Raw genomic sequence first — 15486 nt, 5'->3', positions numbered from 1 at the left:
CCGCGCGTAAAAGAGAGCCATTTTTCACGTCTTTCGTTGTGATGTCACCTTACGCCAGACAGAACTACCGAAATTAAGAGGCGACGGGAACACCGCTATGGAAGCGAAACACGCTGTCCGGCGAAGCGATCAACGCCGCCTCCACTTCTCCGAAATAGCGCACGCGGGGCGAAATGTCCTCTTGTGACACCTGTTGCGCCAGCGCCAGATAGTCCTGATAGTGCCGCGCTTCGGAACGCAAAAGCGAAAGATAGAACGTCTGCAGAGCGTCGTCCAGGTATGGAGCCAGCGCAGCGAAACGTTCGCAGGAGCGTGCCTCAATATAAGCGCCGCAAATGAGCTTATCGATAAGCGTAAGCGGTTCATGCGTGCGCACTTCTTTCAGCATCCCTTTGGCGTAACGGCTGGCGGTGATTTTCAAATAGGGAATATTGCGCGCCTGCATCGCTTCCCGCACCTGCCAGAAATGATGCAGCTCTTCTTTTATCAGCAGCACCATGCTGTCGATCAACCGCTGTCCCCACGGATCGTCGGTTTTCGGCATCACGCTTTTACCAATGTGTTTATGCAGCGCGACGAAATCCGGTTCCGGCCCGTCACGGAAGGCAAACGCTTCATAAGGCTGAAGCCAGGCGAGCAGCGCTTGCGCCCCCTGTTTATCCGCGACGTACTTACGCACCAGCAGCATCGCCGTTTGCGCTGCTTTCAGCTCGCAGAGCAGATGGTCGGTCAGTAACAGAGGAAGATGTTGCGGGAGGCGCGCCTGGTCAATCCACGCCTGAGGCGTTGGGCAGTGCAGGAAGCGCAGAATCGGAGCGAGTATTTGCGGGTAATCCATGTGTAACCTGTCAAAACAGTGCGGCAACCAGCGTTGCCGCACGTTCAGCGCATTGTGCGATTAGTGACGCACGCCGTCGTCATCTTCATCGACGAAATCGTCGTCGTCGCCTTCACCTTCTTCGCCGTTCGGATCTTCAAAGTAGGTGCCCCAGCCGTCGTATTCAACATCATATTTTTCCGCCAGGGTCATCAGTTGTTCAACCTGCGCATCAATCAGTTCGGCATTCAGCGCGCATTCACTGAGGATATCGCAGCAGATCACCGTGTCACCTTCTTCCACTTCCAGTTCTTCCGGCTCAGTCACTTCATAGCCGAGTTTAAACGCTTCTACCGCCGCTTTTTCCAGGGTTTCAAAGTCGTCTGCGGAAAGGTGATGCTCGATGGTGTACAGCGCGTCCGGGTCGCTGCCATCTTCCAGTAATTCTTCAATAATCAGGCGCGTCTCTTCACGCTGTTCTTCCAGTAGTTCCGGGTTTGCCATAGCTCGTTCCTCATAATGTCCTGCCGATACTCTTATTGTCACACACCGCCGTCATTGCCTCCACCTTTCCAGGAAAGATTTGTTAAACGGGGTTGCAATTGCATAATCATCCATATAAATTGAATTTTAATTCAATAAGTGGCTTATGCCTCAGGAGGGATCTATGTCAGGTTTTTATCAGAAGCATTTTTTGAAGTTACTCGATTTCACCTCTGCTGAACTTACCGCGCTGCTGCAACTCGCAGTCTCCCTGAAAGCTGCCAGGAAAAACGGCACAGAAGAACAGAAACTGACGGGCAAAAATATCGCGCTCATCTTCGAAAAAGACTCGACCCGTACACGATGCTCTTTCGAAGTTGCCGCATATGACCAGGGCGCGCGCGTGACCTATCTCGGCCCCAGCGGCAGTCAAATTGGCCACAAAGAGTCGATGAAAGACACCGCCCGCGTGCTCGGGCGAATGTATGACGGCATTCAGTACCGCGGCTACGGCCAGGAACTGGTCGAAACGCTGGCGGCCTACGCTGGCGTTCCGGTGTGGAATGGCCTGACTGATGAATTTCATCCGACCCAATTGCTGGCTGACCTGCTGACCATGCAGGAGCATCTGCCGGGCAAAGCGTTTAACGAAATGACGCTGGCGTATGCGGGCGATGCGCGCAACAACATGGGCAACTCGATGCTTGAAGCCGCCGCCTTAACCGGGCTGGATCTGCGTCTGGTCGCGCCTGAGTCCTGCTGGCCGGAGGCTGCGCTGGTGGCAGAATGCCAGGCGATGGCGAAGAAAAACGGCGGGAATATCACTCTTACCGCAGACGTTGCCGCAGGCGTCAAGGGCGCGGACTTTATCTATACCGACGTCTGGGTATCGATGGGCGAACCAAAAGAAAAATGGGCGGAGCGTATCTCGCTGTTGCGCGGCTATAAGGTCAACAGCCAGATGATGGCGCTTACGGGCAATCCGCAGGTGAAGTTTCTGCACTGCCTGCCCGCGTTCCACGACGACCAGACCACGCTGGGCAAGAAAATGGCCGCAGAGTACGGGCTGCATGGCGGCATGGAAGTAACCGACGAGGTGTTTGAGTCTCCGGCCAGCATTGTGTTCGATCAGGCCGAAAACCGGATGCACACCATCAAAGCGGTAATGGTCGCGACGTTATCGCAATAATCCGTTGCCGGAGGCCGGGCGCGCATTCGCCGCCCGGCTCTGGCGTATTACGCTACCAGCAGCTTAACCACCGCTTTACGCACCTGCGCCGGTGCGCCGACGGCGCACAGCGGCTTGTGGACTTCTCCCGGATAAAAGACGACAAAGTCGCCTTCGTTGAGGATCACTGTCTTTTCCTGCTCACCTTCCGGTAAGAAGGCGATATCTTTTTCCGCCAGCCAGTCCGTTTCCGGCGTTCCGGCTGGCAACGTGCTGAAGGTCATCCCTTCCTGCCCTTTTAAAACGATCTGGATGTCCAGATAGCGCGCATGATACTCCGCCCGACGCTTTTCAAACGGCTCGGTCATGTCTTCCGAAATCAAGTAAAACAGTCGGTTACCGTCAATATCGTGCTTACCCTTTTCTGTTGTTTCAGAGACATGGGCTTTTATGTGCTCAATGGCTTCGCGCAACTCCTGAGGAAGCCAGGATTGCAGATGGTGAATATTGCCGACGATCATCTCATACCTCACAATTAAAACAGCGTTTCATTTTAAATTGTTATACGAGAATTTTTAGCGGAGCACCACCCCCGTCTGACGAAGTTTTGCGTCAGCGCATGTTTATCGGCGGACTTGTTGATGGACTGTTAACAGCTAATTGTAATTTATGCGCTTTTTCTGCATAACTGGTAAACCAGCGTTTCCTTAACGCTGCCTAACCTGCTGTTATTAAATTCTTTACAGGAAAAATCAGCAGCCGATCACACTTCATTTTCCCTGCATTAACGAGCAACATTCTCATAATTATCGCATGATTTAATTTTGGTCCTAAATAATATAATTAGCATTACGCATACTTATGCAGTAAATTGTTAGCAACCCTTACAAATCAATCGGTTAGCGGAGATAATTTATATATCGCCCCCAACAAATAATTAACACTGCCGCATAAGCCGCCGCATAATTGCGTAGTAATTCATTTTAGATCTTATTATTTTTGTTATTTCTCAGACCCCCGTCATATATTAATTAAGAAAATACACATATCCCACCTGATGTGAATCCCATCACACAATCCCTCTGAAATTAATTTAATGATGCTTTACGAAAATTATCTGCACTGTCCTGACTGCGAATAACCTGATTATTTGCAGCCACCACCTTTTTATTCCTGAAACAGAGTGGAAGGTATCGTAATGGAAAAACATTATGTCGGTTCTGAAATCGGTCAACTGCGCAGCGTAATGCTGCATCGCCCAAATCTCAGCCTGAAACGCCTCACGCCATCTAACTGTCAGGCGCTGTTATTTGATGACGTGCTGTCGGTTGAACGTGCGGGTGAGGAGCATGACATTTTTGCCAACACCCTGCGTCAACAGGGCATCGAAGTGTTGTTACTGACTGATTTATTAACACAAACCCTGGATATCGCTGACGCCAGACGCTGGCTACTGGAGACGCAAATTTCCGATTACCGACTCGGCCCAACCTTTGCCGCCGACATTCGCGCGTGGCTGGCGGATATGCCGCACCGGGAACTGGCGCGGCATTTAAGCGGCGGACTCACGTACGGTGAAATTCCGGCATCCATTAAAAATATCGTGGTGGATACTCACGATATTAATGACTTTATTATGAAGCCATTACCTAACCACTTATTTACCCGCGACACTTCATGCTGGATATATAACGGCGTTTCGATTAATCCGATGGCGAAACCCGCCCGCCAGCGTGAAACCAATAATTTGCGTGCGATATATCGCTGGCATCCACAATTTGCCGACGGCGAATTTATTAAATATTTCGGCGACGAAAACATTAATTACGACCACGCGACGCTTGAAGGCGGAGATGTACTGGTGATTGGACGCGGCGCGGTATTAATCGGCATGTCCGAACGCACCACGCCGCAGGGCATTGAATTTCTGGCTCAGGCGCTGTTTACCCATCGTCAGGCCGAACGGGTGATTGCCGTTGAGCTGCCCAAACACCGCTCCTGTATGCATCTCGACACGGTGATGACCCATATCGATATCGACACGTTTTCCGTGTACCCGGAAGTGGTGCGTCAGGACGTCAAGTGCTGGACCCTCACCCCGGACGGGCGCGGCGGGCTGAAGCGTACCGAGGAGCGCACGCTGGTGAACGCCATTGAAAAAGCGCTCGGCATCGATCAGGTCCGCTTAATCACCACCGGCGGCGACGCCTTTGAGGCCGAGCGCGAACAGTGGAATGACGCCAATAACGTCCTCACCCTGCGCCCCGGCGTTGTGGTGGGCTACGAGCGCAATATCTGGACCAACGAGAAATACGACAAAGCGGGGATCACCGTACTGCCTATCCCCGGCGACGAACTGGGACGCGGGCGCGGCGGCGCACGCTGCATGAGCTGCCCACTGGAACGCGACGGCATTTAAGGAATCGACCATGACACAGAAACCGACTCTGGTTGTCGCGCTGGGCGGCAACGCGCTGCTTAAGCGCGGCGAACCGCTGGAAGCGGATATTCAGCGCAAAAACATCGAACTGGCGGCCAGTACCATCGCGCAGCTCACCCGGCAGTGGCGGGTGGTGCTGGTGCATGGCAACGGCCCGCAGGTTGGTCTGCTGGCGTTACAGAACAGCGCCTATGACCGCGTTACCCCCTATCCTCTCGACATCCTCGGCGCCGAAAGCCAGGGGATGATCGGCTACATGCTGCAACAGGCGCTGAAAAATCAGTTACCACAGCGGGAAATCAGCGTCCTGCTGACCCAGGTGGAAGTGGACGAGCACGATCCGGCGTTTCGCAAGCCGACTAAATACATCGGTCCGGTGTATGACGCGGCGCAGGCTGATGCGCTGGAGGCGGAAAAAGGCTGGGTATTCAAAGCCGACGGCAACGCGTTCCGCCGCGTGGTGCCTTCACCACAGCCCAGACGCATTGTGGAAAGCGATGCGATTCAGGCGCTGATTGCCCGCGATCATCTGGTGATCTGCAACGGCGGCGGCGGCGTGCCGGTCATTGAAAAAGTGGACGGTTACCACGGCATTGAAGCGGTGATCGACAAAGATCTCTCCGCCGCCCTGCTCGCCAGCCAGATCCGCGCCGACGCGCTGCTGATCCTGACCGACGCCGACGCCGTGTATCTCGACTGGGGTAAACCCACGCAGCGTCCGCTGGCGCAGGTGACCCCGGAATTGCTTAGCGAGATGCAGTTTGACGCGGGGTCGATGGGGCCGAAAGTCACCGCCTGCGCAGAGTTTGTCAGCCGCTGCCATGGCATTGCCGGGATTGGTTCGCTGACCGATGGCCCGGCGATCCTCGCTGGCGATAAAGGCACGTTAATCCGACGCGAAACTGCCGACGCGTAATCCCTTTTATTTCATTCATCTCTTTGTCGACCGGATAACGCAACGCCGTCATCCGGCAACGAAACGCTGACATCGTCTGACGGCGCGGCGCTTGTCAGGCCTACACGATTTAAGGACAGATACATGGCTATTTCACTGAAAAAACGTAACTTTCTGAAACTTCTGGACTTTACTCCGGCGGAAATTCAGTCGCTAATCGATCTGGCAATCGAACTGAAAGCGGCCAAAAAAGCCGGGCGTGAGTTGCAAAAACTGAGCGGTAAAAACATCGCGCTGATTTTTGAAAAAACCTCCACCCGCACCCGCTGTGCCTTTGAGGTTGCAGCCTTCGACCAGGGCGCGCAGGTGACCTATCTCGGTCCGAGCGGATCGCAAATTGGTCATAAAGAGTCGATGAAAGACACCGCCCGGGTGCTGGGACGGATGTATGACGGCATTGAATATCGCGGCTTCGGTCAGCAAATCGTCGAGGAGTTAGGGCAATACGCCGGTGTACCGGTATGGAACGGCCTGACCGACGAGTTTCATCCCACACAGATCCTCGCGGATCTGATGACCATGCTGGAGCATGCGCCAGGAAAAACGCTGCCGGAACTGCGCTTTGCCTATCTGGGCGATGCGCGCAACAACATGGGCAATTCGCTGATGGTCGGCGCGGCGAAAATGGGTATGGACATCCGGCTGGTGGCGCCGAAATCATTCTGGCCCGACGAGGCGCTGGTCGCCGAATGCCGCGCTATCGCCAGCACCACCGGCGCGCGCATCACCCTGACAGAGGATGTGGAAGCAGGCGTCTATGACGTCGATTTCCTCTATACCGACGTCTGGGTGTCAATGGGCGAACCAAAAGAAGCGTGGGCGGAACGCGTCAGTCTGATGACCCCTTACCAGGTGAATCAGCAGGTGATTAACGCGACCGGCAACCCAAACGTCAAGTTCATGCACTGCCTGCCCGCCTTTCATAACGAGCACACCAAAGTAGGACGCGAAATCGAAGCGGCTTACGGTCTGAAGGGGCTGGAAGTGACCGACGAGGTGTTTGAGTCCGACCACGCCATCGTGTTCGACGAAGCGGAAAACCGCATGCACACCATCAAAGCGGTGATGGTAGCGACCCTCGGCGACTAACCCTTGCGGGCAGCGGTCGCTACGACGGCGGCTGCCCGTGATATCCGGAGAGAAAATCATGGGTAAATTCAAGTTTCCCACCGCGTACACCATCCTGTTTATTCTTATCGCGCTGGTCGCCGTCATGACCTGGATTGTCCCGGCGGGCAAATACCAGATGGCGATGAACGCCACGCTTGGCAAAGAGGTTCCGGTGGCGGGAACCTATGCTCCCACCGAGGCGCATCCGCAGGGCATTACCGCTGTGCTGCTGGCGCCCATTGACGGTTTATACAATCACGAAACCTACACCGCAGGCGCAATTGACGTGGCGCTGTTTGTTCTGATCATCGGCGGCTTCCTCGGCGTGGTGAACAAAACCGGCGCTATCGACGCGGGCATTGAGCGGGTGACGGTCAGACTTAACGGCAAAGAGGAATGGATGATCCCCATCCTGATGGCGCTGTTTGCCGCGGGAGGCACGATTTACGGGATGGCGGAAGAGTCGCTCCCTTTCTACACGCTGCTGGTACCGGTGATGATGGCGGCGCGTTTTGATCCGCTGGTTGCCGCCGCCACCGTGTTGCTCGGCGCAGGCATCGGCACGTTGGGCTCGACCATTAACCCGTTCGCCACGGTCATTGCCGCCAACGCCGCCGGGATCCCGTTCACCCAGGGAATGCTGCTGCGCGTCATTCTGCTGCTCGTCGGCTATCTCATCTGCGTGGTCTGGGTTATGCGTTACGCGCGTAAGGTACGCAGCAACCCTGAACTGTCGATCGTGGCGGATAAAATGGCGGAAAACCGCGCCCACTTCCTCGGCAACCGTTCCGATACCCTGCTGGCCTTCACCGCCACCCGCAAATGGATTCTGCTGATCTTCGCCGCCTCTTTCGCCATTATGATCTACGGCGTGGCGGTTCGCGGCTGGTGGATGGCCGAAATCTCTGGCGTCTTTCTGGCGGCGGCGATCGTGGTGGGCGTAATCGCCCGCATGGGAGAAGAAGCGTTTACCAGCACCTTTATCGACGGCGCGCGCGATCTGCTCGGCGTGGCGTTGATTATCGGCATCGCGCGCGGCATTGTGGTCGTCATGGATAACGGCATGATTACTCATACCATTTTGCACAGCGCCGAGAATCTGGTCTCCGGTCTATCCACCACGATTTTCATCAACGTCACCTACTGGCTGGAAGTTCTGCTCTCCTTCCTGGTCCCTTCATCATCCGGACTGGCGGTACTGACGATGCCGATCATGGCTCCGCTGGCCGATTTTGCCCATGTGCAGCGGGATCTGGTTGTTACGGCGTACCAGTCGGCGTCGGGGATCGTCAACCTGATCACCCCGACCTCGGCAGTGGTGATGGGCGGCCTGGCGATCGCCCGCGTTCCCTACGTGCGGTATCTGAAATGGGTTGCGCCGCTGTTGCTGATCCTGACAGTGCTCAACATGGCCGTACTGAGCGTGGGCGCCATGCTGTAGCGTTCGAATAATAAAGATAAGGTGCATTTATGAAGGATTACGATGATTACTCCGCCAAAGAGCAGCAGCAACTGGCGGTCTGTCAGCGCCTGATTACCGAAAAAAGTTACCTGTCGCAGGAGGAAATACGCCGCGACCTGCAGGACCACGGGTTTGAAAGCATCAGTCAGTCGACGGTGTCGCGCCTGCTGAAAATGCTTGGCGTCATAAAAATACGAAATACAAAGGGTCAAAAAATTTATTCCGTGAATCCGCAACTGCGCCCTGCGCCGGATGCCGCCCGTTCGATTGCTGAAATGGTGGTCAGCGTGGAGCACAACAGCGAATTTATCCTTATCCATACCGTTGCCGGATATGGCCGCGCGGTCGCCAGAATCCTCGATTACCACGCCCTGCCGGAGATCCTCGGGGTTATCGCTGGCAGCAGTATTGTCTGGGTGGCCCCCCGGGTCGTGCAGCGCACCGGCCTTGTCCACAAGCAGATTAATTACTTACTCAAAATGAATTAGTATTCATTAAAACCGTTTACTTTGAATAAAATGAGCTTTTTTTTGCTTGATCCGTAAACGGAGCTGAGTATAATCGCGGACAATTTGCCGGGAGGAAGCATGGTTCAGTGTGTACGACATTCTGTCTTACCGCGTCTGAAAACAGACGCTGGCCTGCCGTTTTTCTTTCCGTTGCTCACCTATTCACAGCCCCTCAAATGAGGGGCTTTTTTTTGCCCAGGCGTCAGGAGATAAACATGGCTAATCCGTTGTATCAAAAACACATCATTTCCATAAACGACCTCAGCCGCGATGACCTCAATCTGGTGCTGGCGACGGCAGCAAAATTAAAAGCGAATCCACAGCCGGAGCTGCTAAAGCATAAGGTCATCGCCAGCTGTTTCTTCGAGGCTTCCACGCGTACCCGCCTGTCGTTTGAAACGTCGATGCACCGCCTAGGCGCAAGTGTGGTGGGCTTTTCCGACAGCGCGAACACGTCGCTGGGTAAGAAAGGCGAGACGCTGGCAGACACCATTTCGGTGATCAGCACCTATGTGGACGCTATCGTGATGCGCCATCCGCAGGAAGGCGCCGCGCGTCTGGCGACCGAGTTTTCCGGCCAGGTGCCGGTCCTGAACGCTGGCGACGGTTCAAACCAACATCCGACCCAAACGCTGCTGGATCTGTTTACCATCCAGGAAACCCAGGGTCGTCTGGATAACCTACACGTCGCGATGGTCGGCGACCTGAAATATGGCCGTACCGTCCACTCGCTGACCCAGGCGCTGGCGAAGTTCGACGGCAACCGTTTCTACTTTATCGCCCCGGACGCGCTGGCGATGCCGCAGTACATTCTCGATATGCTCGACGAAAAGGGCATCGCCTGGAGCCTGCACGCCTCGATTGAGGAAGTCATGGCGGAGGTGGACATTCTGTACATGACCCGCGTACAGAAAGAGCGTCTCGACCCGTCGGAATACGCCAACGTAAAAGCGCAGTTTGTTCTGCGCGCCAGCGATCTGGCGGGCGCGCGTGAAAACATGAAGGTGCTGCATCCGCTGCCGCGCATTGATGAAATCGCCACCGACGTCGATAAAACCCCGCATGCCTGGTACTTCCAGCAGGCGGGTAACGGTATTTTTGCCCGCCAGGCGTTACTGGCATTGGTTCTGACCCGCGATCTGGCACTGTAAGGGAGAATAAACGATGACACACGACAATAAATTACAGGTTGAAGCGATCAAATGCGGCACCGTGATCGATCATATTCCCGCCCAGGTAGGCTTTAAGCTGCTGACCCTGTTCAAGCTGACCGAAACCGACCAGCGCATCACCATCGGCCTCAACCTCCCTTCCGGCGAAATGGGCCGCAAAGATCTGATCAAAATTGAGAACACCTTCCTGACCGCTGAGCAGGTTAACCAGCTGTCACTGTATGCGCCGCAGGCCACCGTGAACCGGATCGACAATTACGAGGTAGTAGGAAAATCGCGTCCAAGCCTGCCGGATCGCATTGAAAGCGTTCTGGTTTGCCCGAACAGCAACTGCATCAGCCATGCGGAGCCGGTTTCCTCCAGCTTTGCAGTGAAAAAGCGCGCGGATGACATTGCGCTCAAATGCAAATACTGCGAAAAAGAGTTTTCTCATTATGTGGTGCTGGCCAACTAATTGGGGTTGGTTATAAATTCCCGGCTCCTTATAATTGTCGGGAACTTTCTTTTACCGCTGTATTCAGGAGAAATCATGAGCAAAACTATCGCGACGGAAAATGCACCTGCGGCTATCGGTCCTTATGTTCAGGGCGTAGATCTGGGCAGCATGATCATCACTTCCGGTCAGATCCCGGTTGATCCAAAAACCGGCAGCGTACCGGAAGACGTGTCCGCTCAGGCGCGTCAGTCGCTGGAAAACGTTAAAGCCATCGTCGAAGCGGCTGGCCTGAAAGTGGGCGACATCGTGAAAACCACCGTGTTTGTCAAAGATCTGAACGACTTCGCGACCGTGAACGCCACTTACGAAGCGTTCTTCACCGAGCACAACGCCACCTTCCCGGCGCGCTCCTGCGTGGAAGTGGCGCGTCTGCCGAAAGACGTAAAAATCGAAATCGAAGCGATTGCCGTTCGTCGCTAATTATTCCGGTTATCTCTTTTTAAGGCAGCACACGCTGCCTTATGTTTTTAAAAATAAAATAGGTTTTTATTTTGACCTTTTTTATCCTCGCTATTTCATGACATCACCGTCGGTCCATTAATACACTTCCTGCCGCACTCGTTGTTTTAATACACTAATGGACTAATAATGAAACTTTCCAAAATCGCGCTGGCGGTAGCAACATTGACCGTTGCTTCTTCAGCGTTAGCACACGGTTATATTGAATCCCCTGCCAGCCGCGCATATATGTGCAAGCTGGGGCAAAACGTCGATTGTGGTTCCGTTCAATACGAACCGCAGAGCGTAGAAAAAACCTCCGGCTTCCCGACTGGCGCGATGCCGCCAGACGGACAGCTCGCCAGCGCCGGTATTTCTCAGTATTCTCAACTGGATCGCCAGAGCCTGAACGCCTGGACCAAAAGCCCAATGACAGCAGGTCCACACCAGTTTGTATGGCACCATACTGCGCCGCATAAAACCACGAACTGGCGTTATTACATCACCAAACAAAACTGGGATCCAAATAAGCCGCTGACCCGCGATCAATTTGATTTAACGCCGTTCTGTACCATTAATGGAAATGGCCAGGCGCCGGCGGTCACGCAGTCAATGAACTGTAATGTTCCTGAACGTACCGGTTATCAGGTTATTTACGGCGTTTGGGAAATTGCAGATACGACAAATAGCTTCTATCAGGCCATTGACGTGGATTTCGGTAATAGCGGCAACGTGACTCCGGATGAAACCCCGGGCGTGGTTTCCGAATGGAGCAAAACCCTCAGCGGTCAGATTGCCGGTAATAACCTGAACGCAGGCGATAAAGTCATTGCCCGCTTCTTTGACGCCAATGGTGAAGTAACCTCAATGCGCACTGAAATGACCATTGCCTCCGCTGCTCAGGGCGATGCGAACCAGTGGGCCTTCGATATGGCGCAATTGATCAACAGCACCCACAGCGATGTGCGCGTAGGCGTGAAAGACGAAGGGGGTGAGATCGGCCCGGTACATGGCGCGAATAGCGTGTTCGTAAGAGAAGGCAGCGCGCTGCAGTCTGTCGCCATCTCTTATGAAGAGCAAAAAGCGCAAGTGAACGAAACCATCGCCGTTACCGATCTGCAGTACAGCAAGATTGCGCACGGCAATGCCACCGTGACTTTCCACGTGAATACGCACGGCGATGTGAATTTTGAAGCCCACGTGATGAATCATCACGGCGCGGAAAAAGGCTATCTGAAGCAGGACATGAACAACGCCAACCAGGACGTCACCATGACCCTGACTGACGTGACTGCTGGTCACCATATGCTGAAATACTATGCGACCAACAAAGACGGTACGCTGTTTGCTCAGGACGTGTTGAACCTGATGCTGGAAAGCGACGCGGCGACCGACAACGCCGGTCACCACGACTTTACCTTCCCGGACAGTATCGCGTCTTACAAAGCCGGTACCGTGGTGCTGCAACCGAAAGACGGTAAGACCTACGAATGTAAGCCTTTCCCGTACAGCGGCTACTGCGTCCAGTACGCTCCAGGCGCTAACCAGTTTGAGCCAGGCGTTGGCGCACACTGGAAAGAAGCGTGGGTGCTGAAGCACTAAGCCGACTGCCGGACGGGGTCATGCTCGTCCGGCTTTTTACCGCAGACACCGGAGGGCGGTTTCGCTTTGTCCGACCGGCTCATAAGCGACCCACTGCGCATTACTGCCAACCGTAGCGGCGACTATAGAAGCCTTTCACCAACTGCGTTAACGTCATATAGCCTACCAGAATACCGACCAGCCACGGGAAGTAGCTCAGCGGCAGCGCCTGCAATTGCAGATACCCGGCCAGCGGCGAGAACGGCAGCGCAATGCCCACCATCATCACCACCAGCGTCATCAACAGCAGCGGCCACGCGGCGCGACTCTGAATGAACGGCACGCGGCGGGTACGAATCATATGCACAATCAGCGTTTGCGACAGTAGCCCCACTACAAACCAGCCGGACTGGAACAAGGTTTGCGCCTCCGGCACGTTCGCGTGGAAGACCCACCACATCACGCAGAACGTGATAATGTCGAAGATCGAGCTAATCGGACCAAAGAAGATCATAAAACGCCCCAGATCTGTCGGATTCCAGCGCTGCGGCTTCTGGATCTGCTCATCGTCCACGTTATCAAACGGGATCGCCACCTGCGATACATCGTACAGCAGATTCTGAATCAGTAAGTGTAGCGGCAGCATGGGCAGGAACGGTAAAAAGGCGCTCGCCACCAGCACGCTGAAGACGTTACCGAAGTTGGAGCTGGCGGTCATCTTAATGTACTTCAGCATATTCGAGAAAGTGCGACGACCTTCGATCACCCCTTCTTCCAGCACCATCAGGCTCTTTTCCAGCAGGATAATGTCGGCGGCTTCCCGGGCAATGTCCACGGCGCCATCGACGGAAATACCGATATCCGCCGCACGCAACGCCGGGGCGTCATTAATACCGTCGCCCATAAAGCCCACGACATGCCCTTCGCGCTTAAGCAGTGTGACAATGCGTTCTTTATGCATCGGCGTCAGACGGGCAAACAGCGTGGTACGCTGCGCCAGCGTCGCCAGCTCGTCGTCGCTCAGGCTTTCGATATCGCTGCCAACAACCACTTCACCCGCGTCCAGTCCGACGTCATGGCACACTTTTGCCGCGACCAACTCGCTGTCGCCGGTCAGAATTTTCACCGTGATACCGCTGGCCTTCAGCGCCTTTAACGCAGGCGCCGTCGTCTCTTTCGGCGGATCGAGGAAGGCGATGTACCCTTCAAGGATCAGATCGGATTCGTCGATACGCTGGTAATCGCCTTCTCGCGCAGGCAGATAGCGGGTAGCCACCGCCACCACGCGCAGCCCCTGACGATTCAGGGTATCGGTGACGCGCTTCACGCGGCGCAGCATGTTGTCATCCAGCGGCACGATTTCTCCGTTATGGCGCACATGCGTGCTGACGTTGAGGATTTCCTGCAGCGCGCCTTTGCACACCAGCTGATGCACCTCCGCATGTTCAGCGACCACCACCGACATGCGGCGACGTTCGAAATCAAACGGGATCTCATCAATTTTCTGCCAGCGGGTCGCAAGTTCGCGCGCGGAGGCTTCATCCACGCCCTCCAGCACGGCGGTATCAAGCAGATTTTTCAACCCCGTCTGATAATGGCTGTTCAGCCATGCCGCGTGCAGAACGCGATCGCTGGGTTTGCCGGAAATGTCAGTGTGGTTTTCCAGAACAATTTTGTCCTGGGTCAGCGTACCGGTTTTGTCGGTGCAAAGAATATCCATCGCGCCAAAGTTCTGAATGGCGTCGAGATGCTTCACAATCACCTTTTGCTTCGACAGTTTCACCGCGCCGCGCGCCAGTGTGGAAGTGACGATCATCGGCAGCATTTCCGGCGTCAGTCCGACGGCCACCGAGAGCGCGAACAGCGCCGCTTCCCACCAGTCGCCTTTGGTATAGCCGTTGATCACCAGCACGATGGGCGCCATCACCAGCATAAAGCGAATCAACAACATACTGACGCGGCTGATGCCTTTCTGAAAGGCATTCTGTTCGCTTTCCTGTTCGCTGACGCGGCCTGCCAGTTGCCCAAACCAGGTGTTGGCTCCCGTGGCAATCACAAGGGCCTGCGCCGTACCGCTCACGACGTTGGTCCCCATAAAGCACAGGGTATCGCACTCAAGCGGGTTGTTATGAGCCGGCTCGCGGGTGTTAGCCACTTTTTCCACCGGCAGCGACTCGCCGGTTAACGACGCCTGGGCGACAAACAGATCGCGCGCCTGAAGCACCCGCAGATCAGCCGGGATCATGTCTCCCGCCGCCAGTTTTACGATATCGCCAGGCACCAGTTGATCAATCGGGACGTCGATCCAGCCGTTCTCGCCTTTTTCATTGATCACCCGCAACACCGTCGCGGTATTACTGACCATCGCTTTTAGCGCATCCGCCGCTTTGGTCGAGCGTGCTTCCTGAACGAAATTCAGCAGTGTGGAGATCGCCACCATCAGCGCGATCACTCCCGCCGCAAACAGATCCTCCGTGGCGTAAGAGATGGCCCCCAGAATGGTTAACAGAATATTAAATGGATTGCGGTAGCAGACCCACAGATGTACCCACCACGGCGATGGCTGCTGGGCGGGTAACTGGTTGTCGCCGTGCTTTTCACGCGCCGCATCCACTTCCGTCGGCGTCAACCCTTCCGGGTGGGCGCCGAAAGATTTCCACAACGTCGCGTCATCCATGACGGCCACTTTCAGGCACTGTTCGCTGAGTGATGACGGGATCGGCGTACTGGCAAGCGTCTGCGCGTTCGGTAACGGATCGCGATGCACCAGGCGATCGGGCAAATGGCGGCTGAGCCGGGCAAAAAGCTGGCGAGTGATATTTTTAAACATAGGCAGTCCCTCCGCGCCAAAAGCA

Annotated in this window: 15 protein-coding genes and 1 pseudogene; 11 read left to right on the top strand and 5 right to left on the bottom strand. The window is 55.0% G+C overall.

What is annotated here, in order from left to right:
• Positions 1–73 precede the first annotated feature (73 nt).
• On the bottom strand, positions 74–886 hold the full coding sequence (gene miaE, locus OGY07_RS15015; protein ID WP_269677462.1) for a tRNA isopentenyl-2-thiomethyl-A-37 hydroxylase MiaE: 813 nt from the start codon (positions 884–886) through the stop codon (positions 74–76).
• Between the two features lie 12 nt (positions 887–898).
• Positions 899–1321 carry a ribonuclease E inhibitor RraB gene (rraB, locus tag OGY07_RS15010; RefSeq protein ID WP_199957023.1) on the bottom strand — a complete coding sequence of 141 codons (423 nt, stop codon included), beginning with the start codon at positions 1319–1321 and terminating at the stop codon, positions 899–901.
• 163 nt (positions 1322–1484) lie between these two features.
• Here rraB and argF (OGY07_RS15005) point away from each other — a divergent pair, with 163 nt between their 5' ends.
• Positions 1485–2489, top strand: coding sequence for an ornithine carbamoyltransferase (argF, locus tag OGY07_RS15005; protein WP_286601460.1), 1005 nt, complete (start codon positions 1485–1487; stop codon positions 2487–2489).
• 47 nt (positions 2490–2536) lie between these two features.
• Here argF (OGY07_RS15005) and OGY07_RS15000 read toward each other — a convergent pair whose 3' ends face one another.
• On the bottom strand, positions 2537–2989 hold the full coding sequence (locus tag OGY07_RS15000) for a YhcH/YjgK/YiaL family protein (RefSeq protein WP_042289403.1): 453 nt from the start codon (positions 2987–2989) through the stop codon (positions 2537–2539).
• A gap of 677 nt (positions 2990–3666) precedes the next feature.
• Between OGY07_RS15000 and arcA the strand changes: the two genes are divergently transcribed.
• From arcA to OGY07_RS14975, 5 genes are all read left to right on the top strand, one after another.
• A complete protein-coding gene (arcA, locus tag OGY07_RS14995; protein ID WP_060570902.1) occupies positions 3667–4887 on the top strand; it encodes an arginine deiminase in 1221 nt (406 codons plus the stop codon).
• A 10-nt stretch (positions 4888–4897) separates the two neighbouring features.
• Positions 4898–5824: a carbamate kinase gene (gene arcC / locus OGY07_RS14990; RefSeq protein ID WP_211934875.1), complete on the top strand. Its 927-nt coding sequence runs from the start codon at positions 4898–4900 to the stop codon at positions 5822–5824.
• A gap of 123 nt (positions 5825–5947) precedes the next feature.
• On the top strand, positions 5948–6952 hold the full coding sequence (argF, locus tag OGY07_RS14985; protein ID WP_286601457.1) for an ornithine carbamoyltransferase: 1005 nt from the start codon (positions 5948–5950) through the stop codon (positions 6950–6952).
• A gap of 58 nt (positions 6953–7010) precedes the next feature.
• The gene (locus OGY07_RS14980) at positions 7011–8414 is read left to right on the top strand and encodes a YfcC family protein (RefSeq protein WP_042289414.1); all 1404 of its coding nucleotides are present in this window, start codon (positions 7011–7013) and stop codon (positions 8412–8414) included.
• Between the two features lie 29 nt (positions 8415–8443).
• Positions 8444–8923, top strand: coding sequence for an arginine repressor (locus OGY07_RS14975; protein ID WP_042289416.1), 480 nt, complete (start codon positions 8444–8446; stop codon positions 8921–8923).
• Positions 8924–8965: 42 nt separating this feature from the next.
• Here the strand turns inward: OGY07_RS14975 and OGY07_RS23485 are convergent.
• Positions 8966–9043: pseudogene (locus OGY07_RS23485) on the bottom strand (hypothetical protein); the annotation flags it as partial.
• On the opposite strand from OGY07_RS23485, the gene pyrL reads away from it, so the two are divergent.
• The 5 genes from pyrL to gbpA all read left to right on the top strand — a co-directional run bounded on the left by pyrL (position 9023) and on the right by gbpA (position 12652).
• Positions 9023–9124 (top strand): pyr operon leader peptide, encoded by a 102-nt coding sequence (pyrL, locus tag OGY07_RS14970; RefSeq protein WP_042321688.1) that lies wholly within the window; start codon positions 9023–9025, stop codon positions 9122–9124. The pseudogene OGY07_RS23485 and the gene pyrL overlap by 21 nt on opposite strands.
• A gap of 35 nt (positions 9125–9159) precedes the next feature.
• Positions 9160–10095 carry an aspartate carbamoyltransferase gene (gene pyrB / locus OGY07_RS14965; protein ID WP_042289420.1) on the top strand — a complete coding sequence of 312 codons (936 nt, stop codon included), beginning with the start codon at positions 9160–9162 and terminating at the stop codon, positions 10093–10095.
• Positions 10096–10108: 13 nt separating this feature from the next.
• A complete protein-coding gene (gene pyrI, locus OGY07_RS14960; protein ID WP_012907399.1) occupies positions 10109–10570 on the top strand; it encodes an aspartate carbamoyltransferase regulatory subunit in 462 nt (153 codons plus the stop codon).
• Between the two features lie 75 nt (positions 10571–10645).
• Positions 10646–11032: a 2-iminobutanoate/2-iminopropanoate deaminase gene (gene ridA, locus OGY07_RS14955; RefSeq protein ID WP_000047541.1), complete on the top strand. Its 387-nt coding sequence runs from the start codon at positions 10646–10648 to the stop codon at positions 11030–11032.
• A gap of 168 nt (positions 11033–11200) precedes the next feature.
• Positions 11201–12652, top strand: coding sequence for an N-acetylglucosamine-binding protein GbpA (gbpA, locus tag OGY07_RS14950; protein WP_042289422.1), 1452 nt, complete (start codon positions 11201–11203; stop codon positions 12650–12652).
• 100 nt (positions 12653–12752) lie between these two features.
• Here the strand turns inward: gbpA and mgtA are convergent, their stop codons facing one another.
• Positions 12753–15461 (bottom strand): magnesium-translocating P-type ATPase, encoded by a 2709-nt coding sequence (gene mgtA, locus OGY07_RS14945; RefSeq protein ID WP_286601450.1) that lies wholly within the window; start codon positions 15459–15461, stop codon positions 12753–12755.
• Positions 15462–15486: the final 25 nt, after the last annotated feature.

This window comes from Citrobacter sp. Cs237, assembly GCF_030332325.1.
GTDB lineage: Bacteria > Pseudomonadota > Gammaproteobacteria > Enterobacterales > Enterobacteriaceae > Citrobacter_A > Citrobacter_A sedlakii.
This window is presented reverse-complemented; position numbering and strand designations above follow the sequence as displayed.

Coding starts and splice junctions, on each gene's coding strand:
- rraB (WP_199957023.1), bottom strand. CDS start 1,321: ATGGCAAACCCGGAACTACTGGAAGAACAGCGTGAAGAGACGCGCCTG.
- argF (WP_286601460.1), top strand. CDS start 1,485: ATGTCAGGTTTTTATCAGAAGCATTTTTTGAAGTTACTCGATTTCACC.
- OGY07_RS15000 (WP_042289403.1), bottom strand. CDS start 2,989: ATGATCGTCGGCAATATTCACCATCTGCAATCCTGGCTTCCTCAGGAG.
- arcA (WP_060570902.1), top strand. CDS start 3,667: ATGGAAAAACATTATGTCGGTTCTGAAATCGGTCAACTGCGCAGCGTA.
- arcC (WP_211934875.1), top strand. CDS start 4,898: ATGACACAGAAACCGACTCTGGTTGTCGCGCTGGGCGGCAACGCGCTG.
- argF (WP_286601457.1), top strand. CDS start 5,948: ATGGCTATTTCACTGAAAAAACGTAACTTTCTGAAACTTCTGGACTTT.
- OGY07_RS14980 (WP_042289414.1), top strand. CDS start 7,011: ATGGGTAAATTCAAGTTTCCCACCGCGTACACCATCCTGTTTATTCTT.
- OGY07_RS14975 (WP_042289416.1), top strand. CDS start 8,444: ATGAAGGATTACGATGATTACTCCGCCAAAGAGCAGCAGCAACTGGCG.
- pyrL (WP_042321688.1), top strand. CDS start 9,023: ATGGTTCAGTGTGTACGACATTCTGTCTTACCGCGTCTGAAAACAGAC.
- pyrB (WP_042289420.1), top strand. CDS start 9,160: ATGGCTAATCCGTTGTATCAAAAACACATCATTTCCATAAACGACCTC.
- pyrI (WP_012907399.1), top strand. CDS start 10,109: ATGACACACGACAATAAATTACAGGTTGAAGCGATCAAATGCGGCACC.
- ridA (WP_000047541.1), top strand. CDS start 10,646: ATGAGCAAAACTATCGCGACGGAAAATGCACCTGCGGCTATCGGTCCT.
- gbpA (WP_042289422.1), top strand. CDS start 11,201: ATGAAACTTTCCAAAATCGCGCTGGCGGTAGCAACATTGACCGTTGCT.
- mgtA (WP_286601450.1), bottom strand. CDS start 15,461: ATGTTTAAAAATATCACTCGCCAGCTTTTTGCCCGGCTCAGCCGCCAT.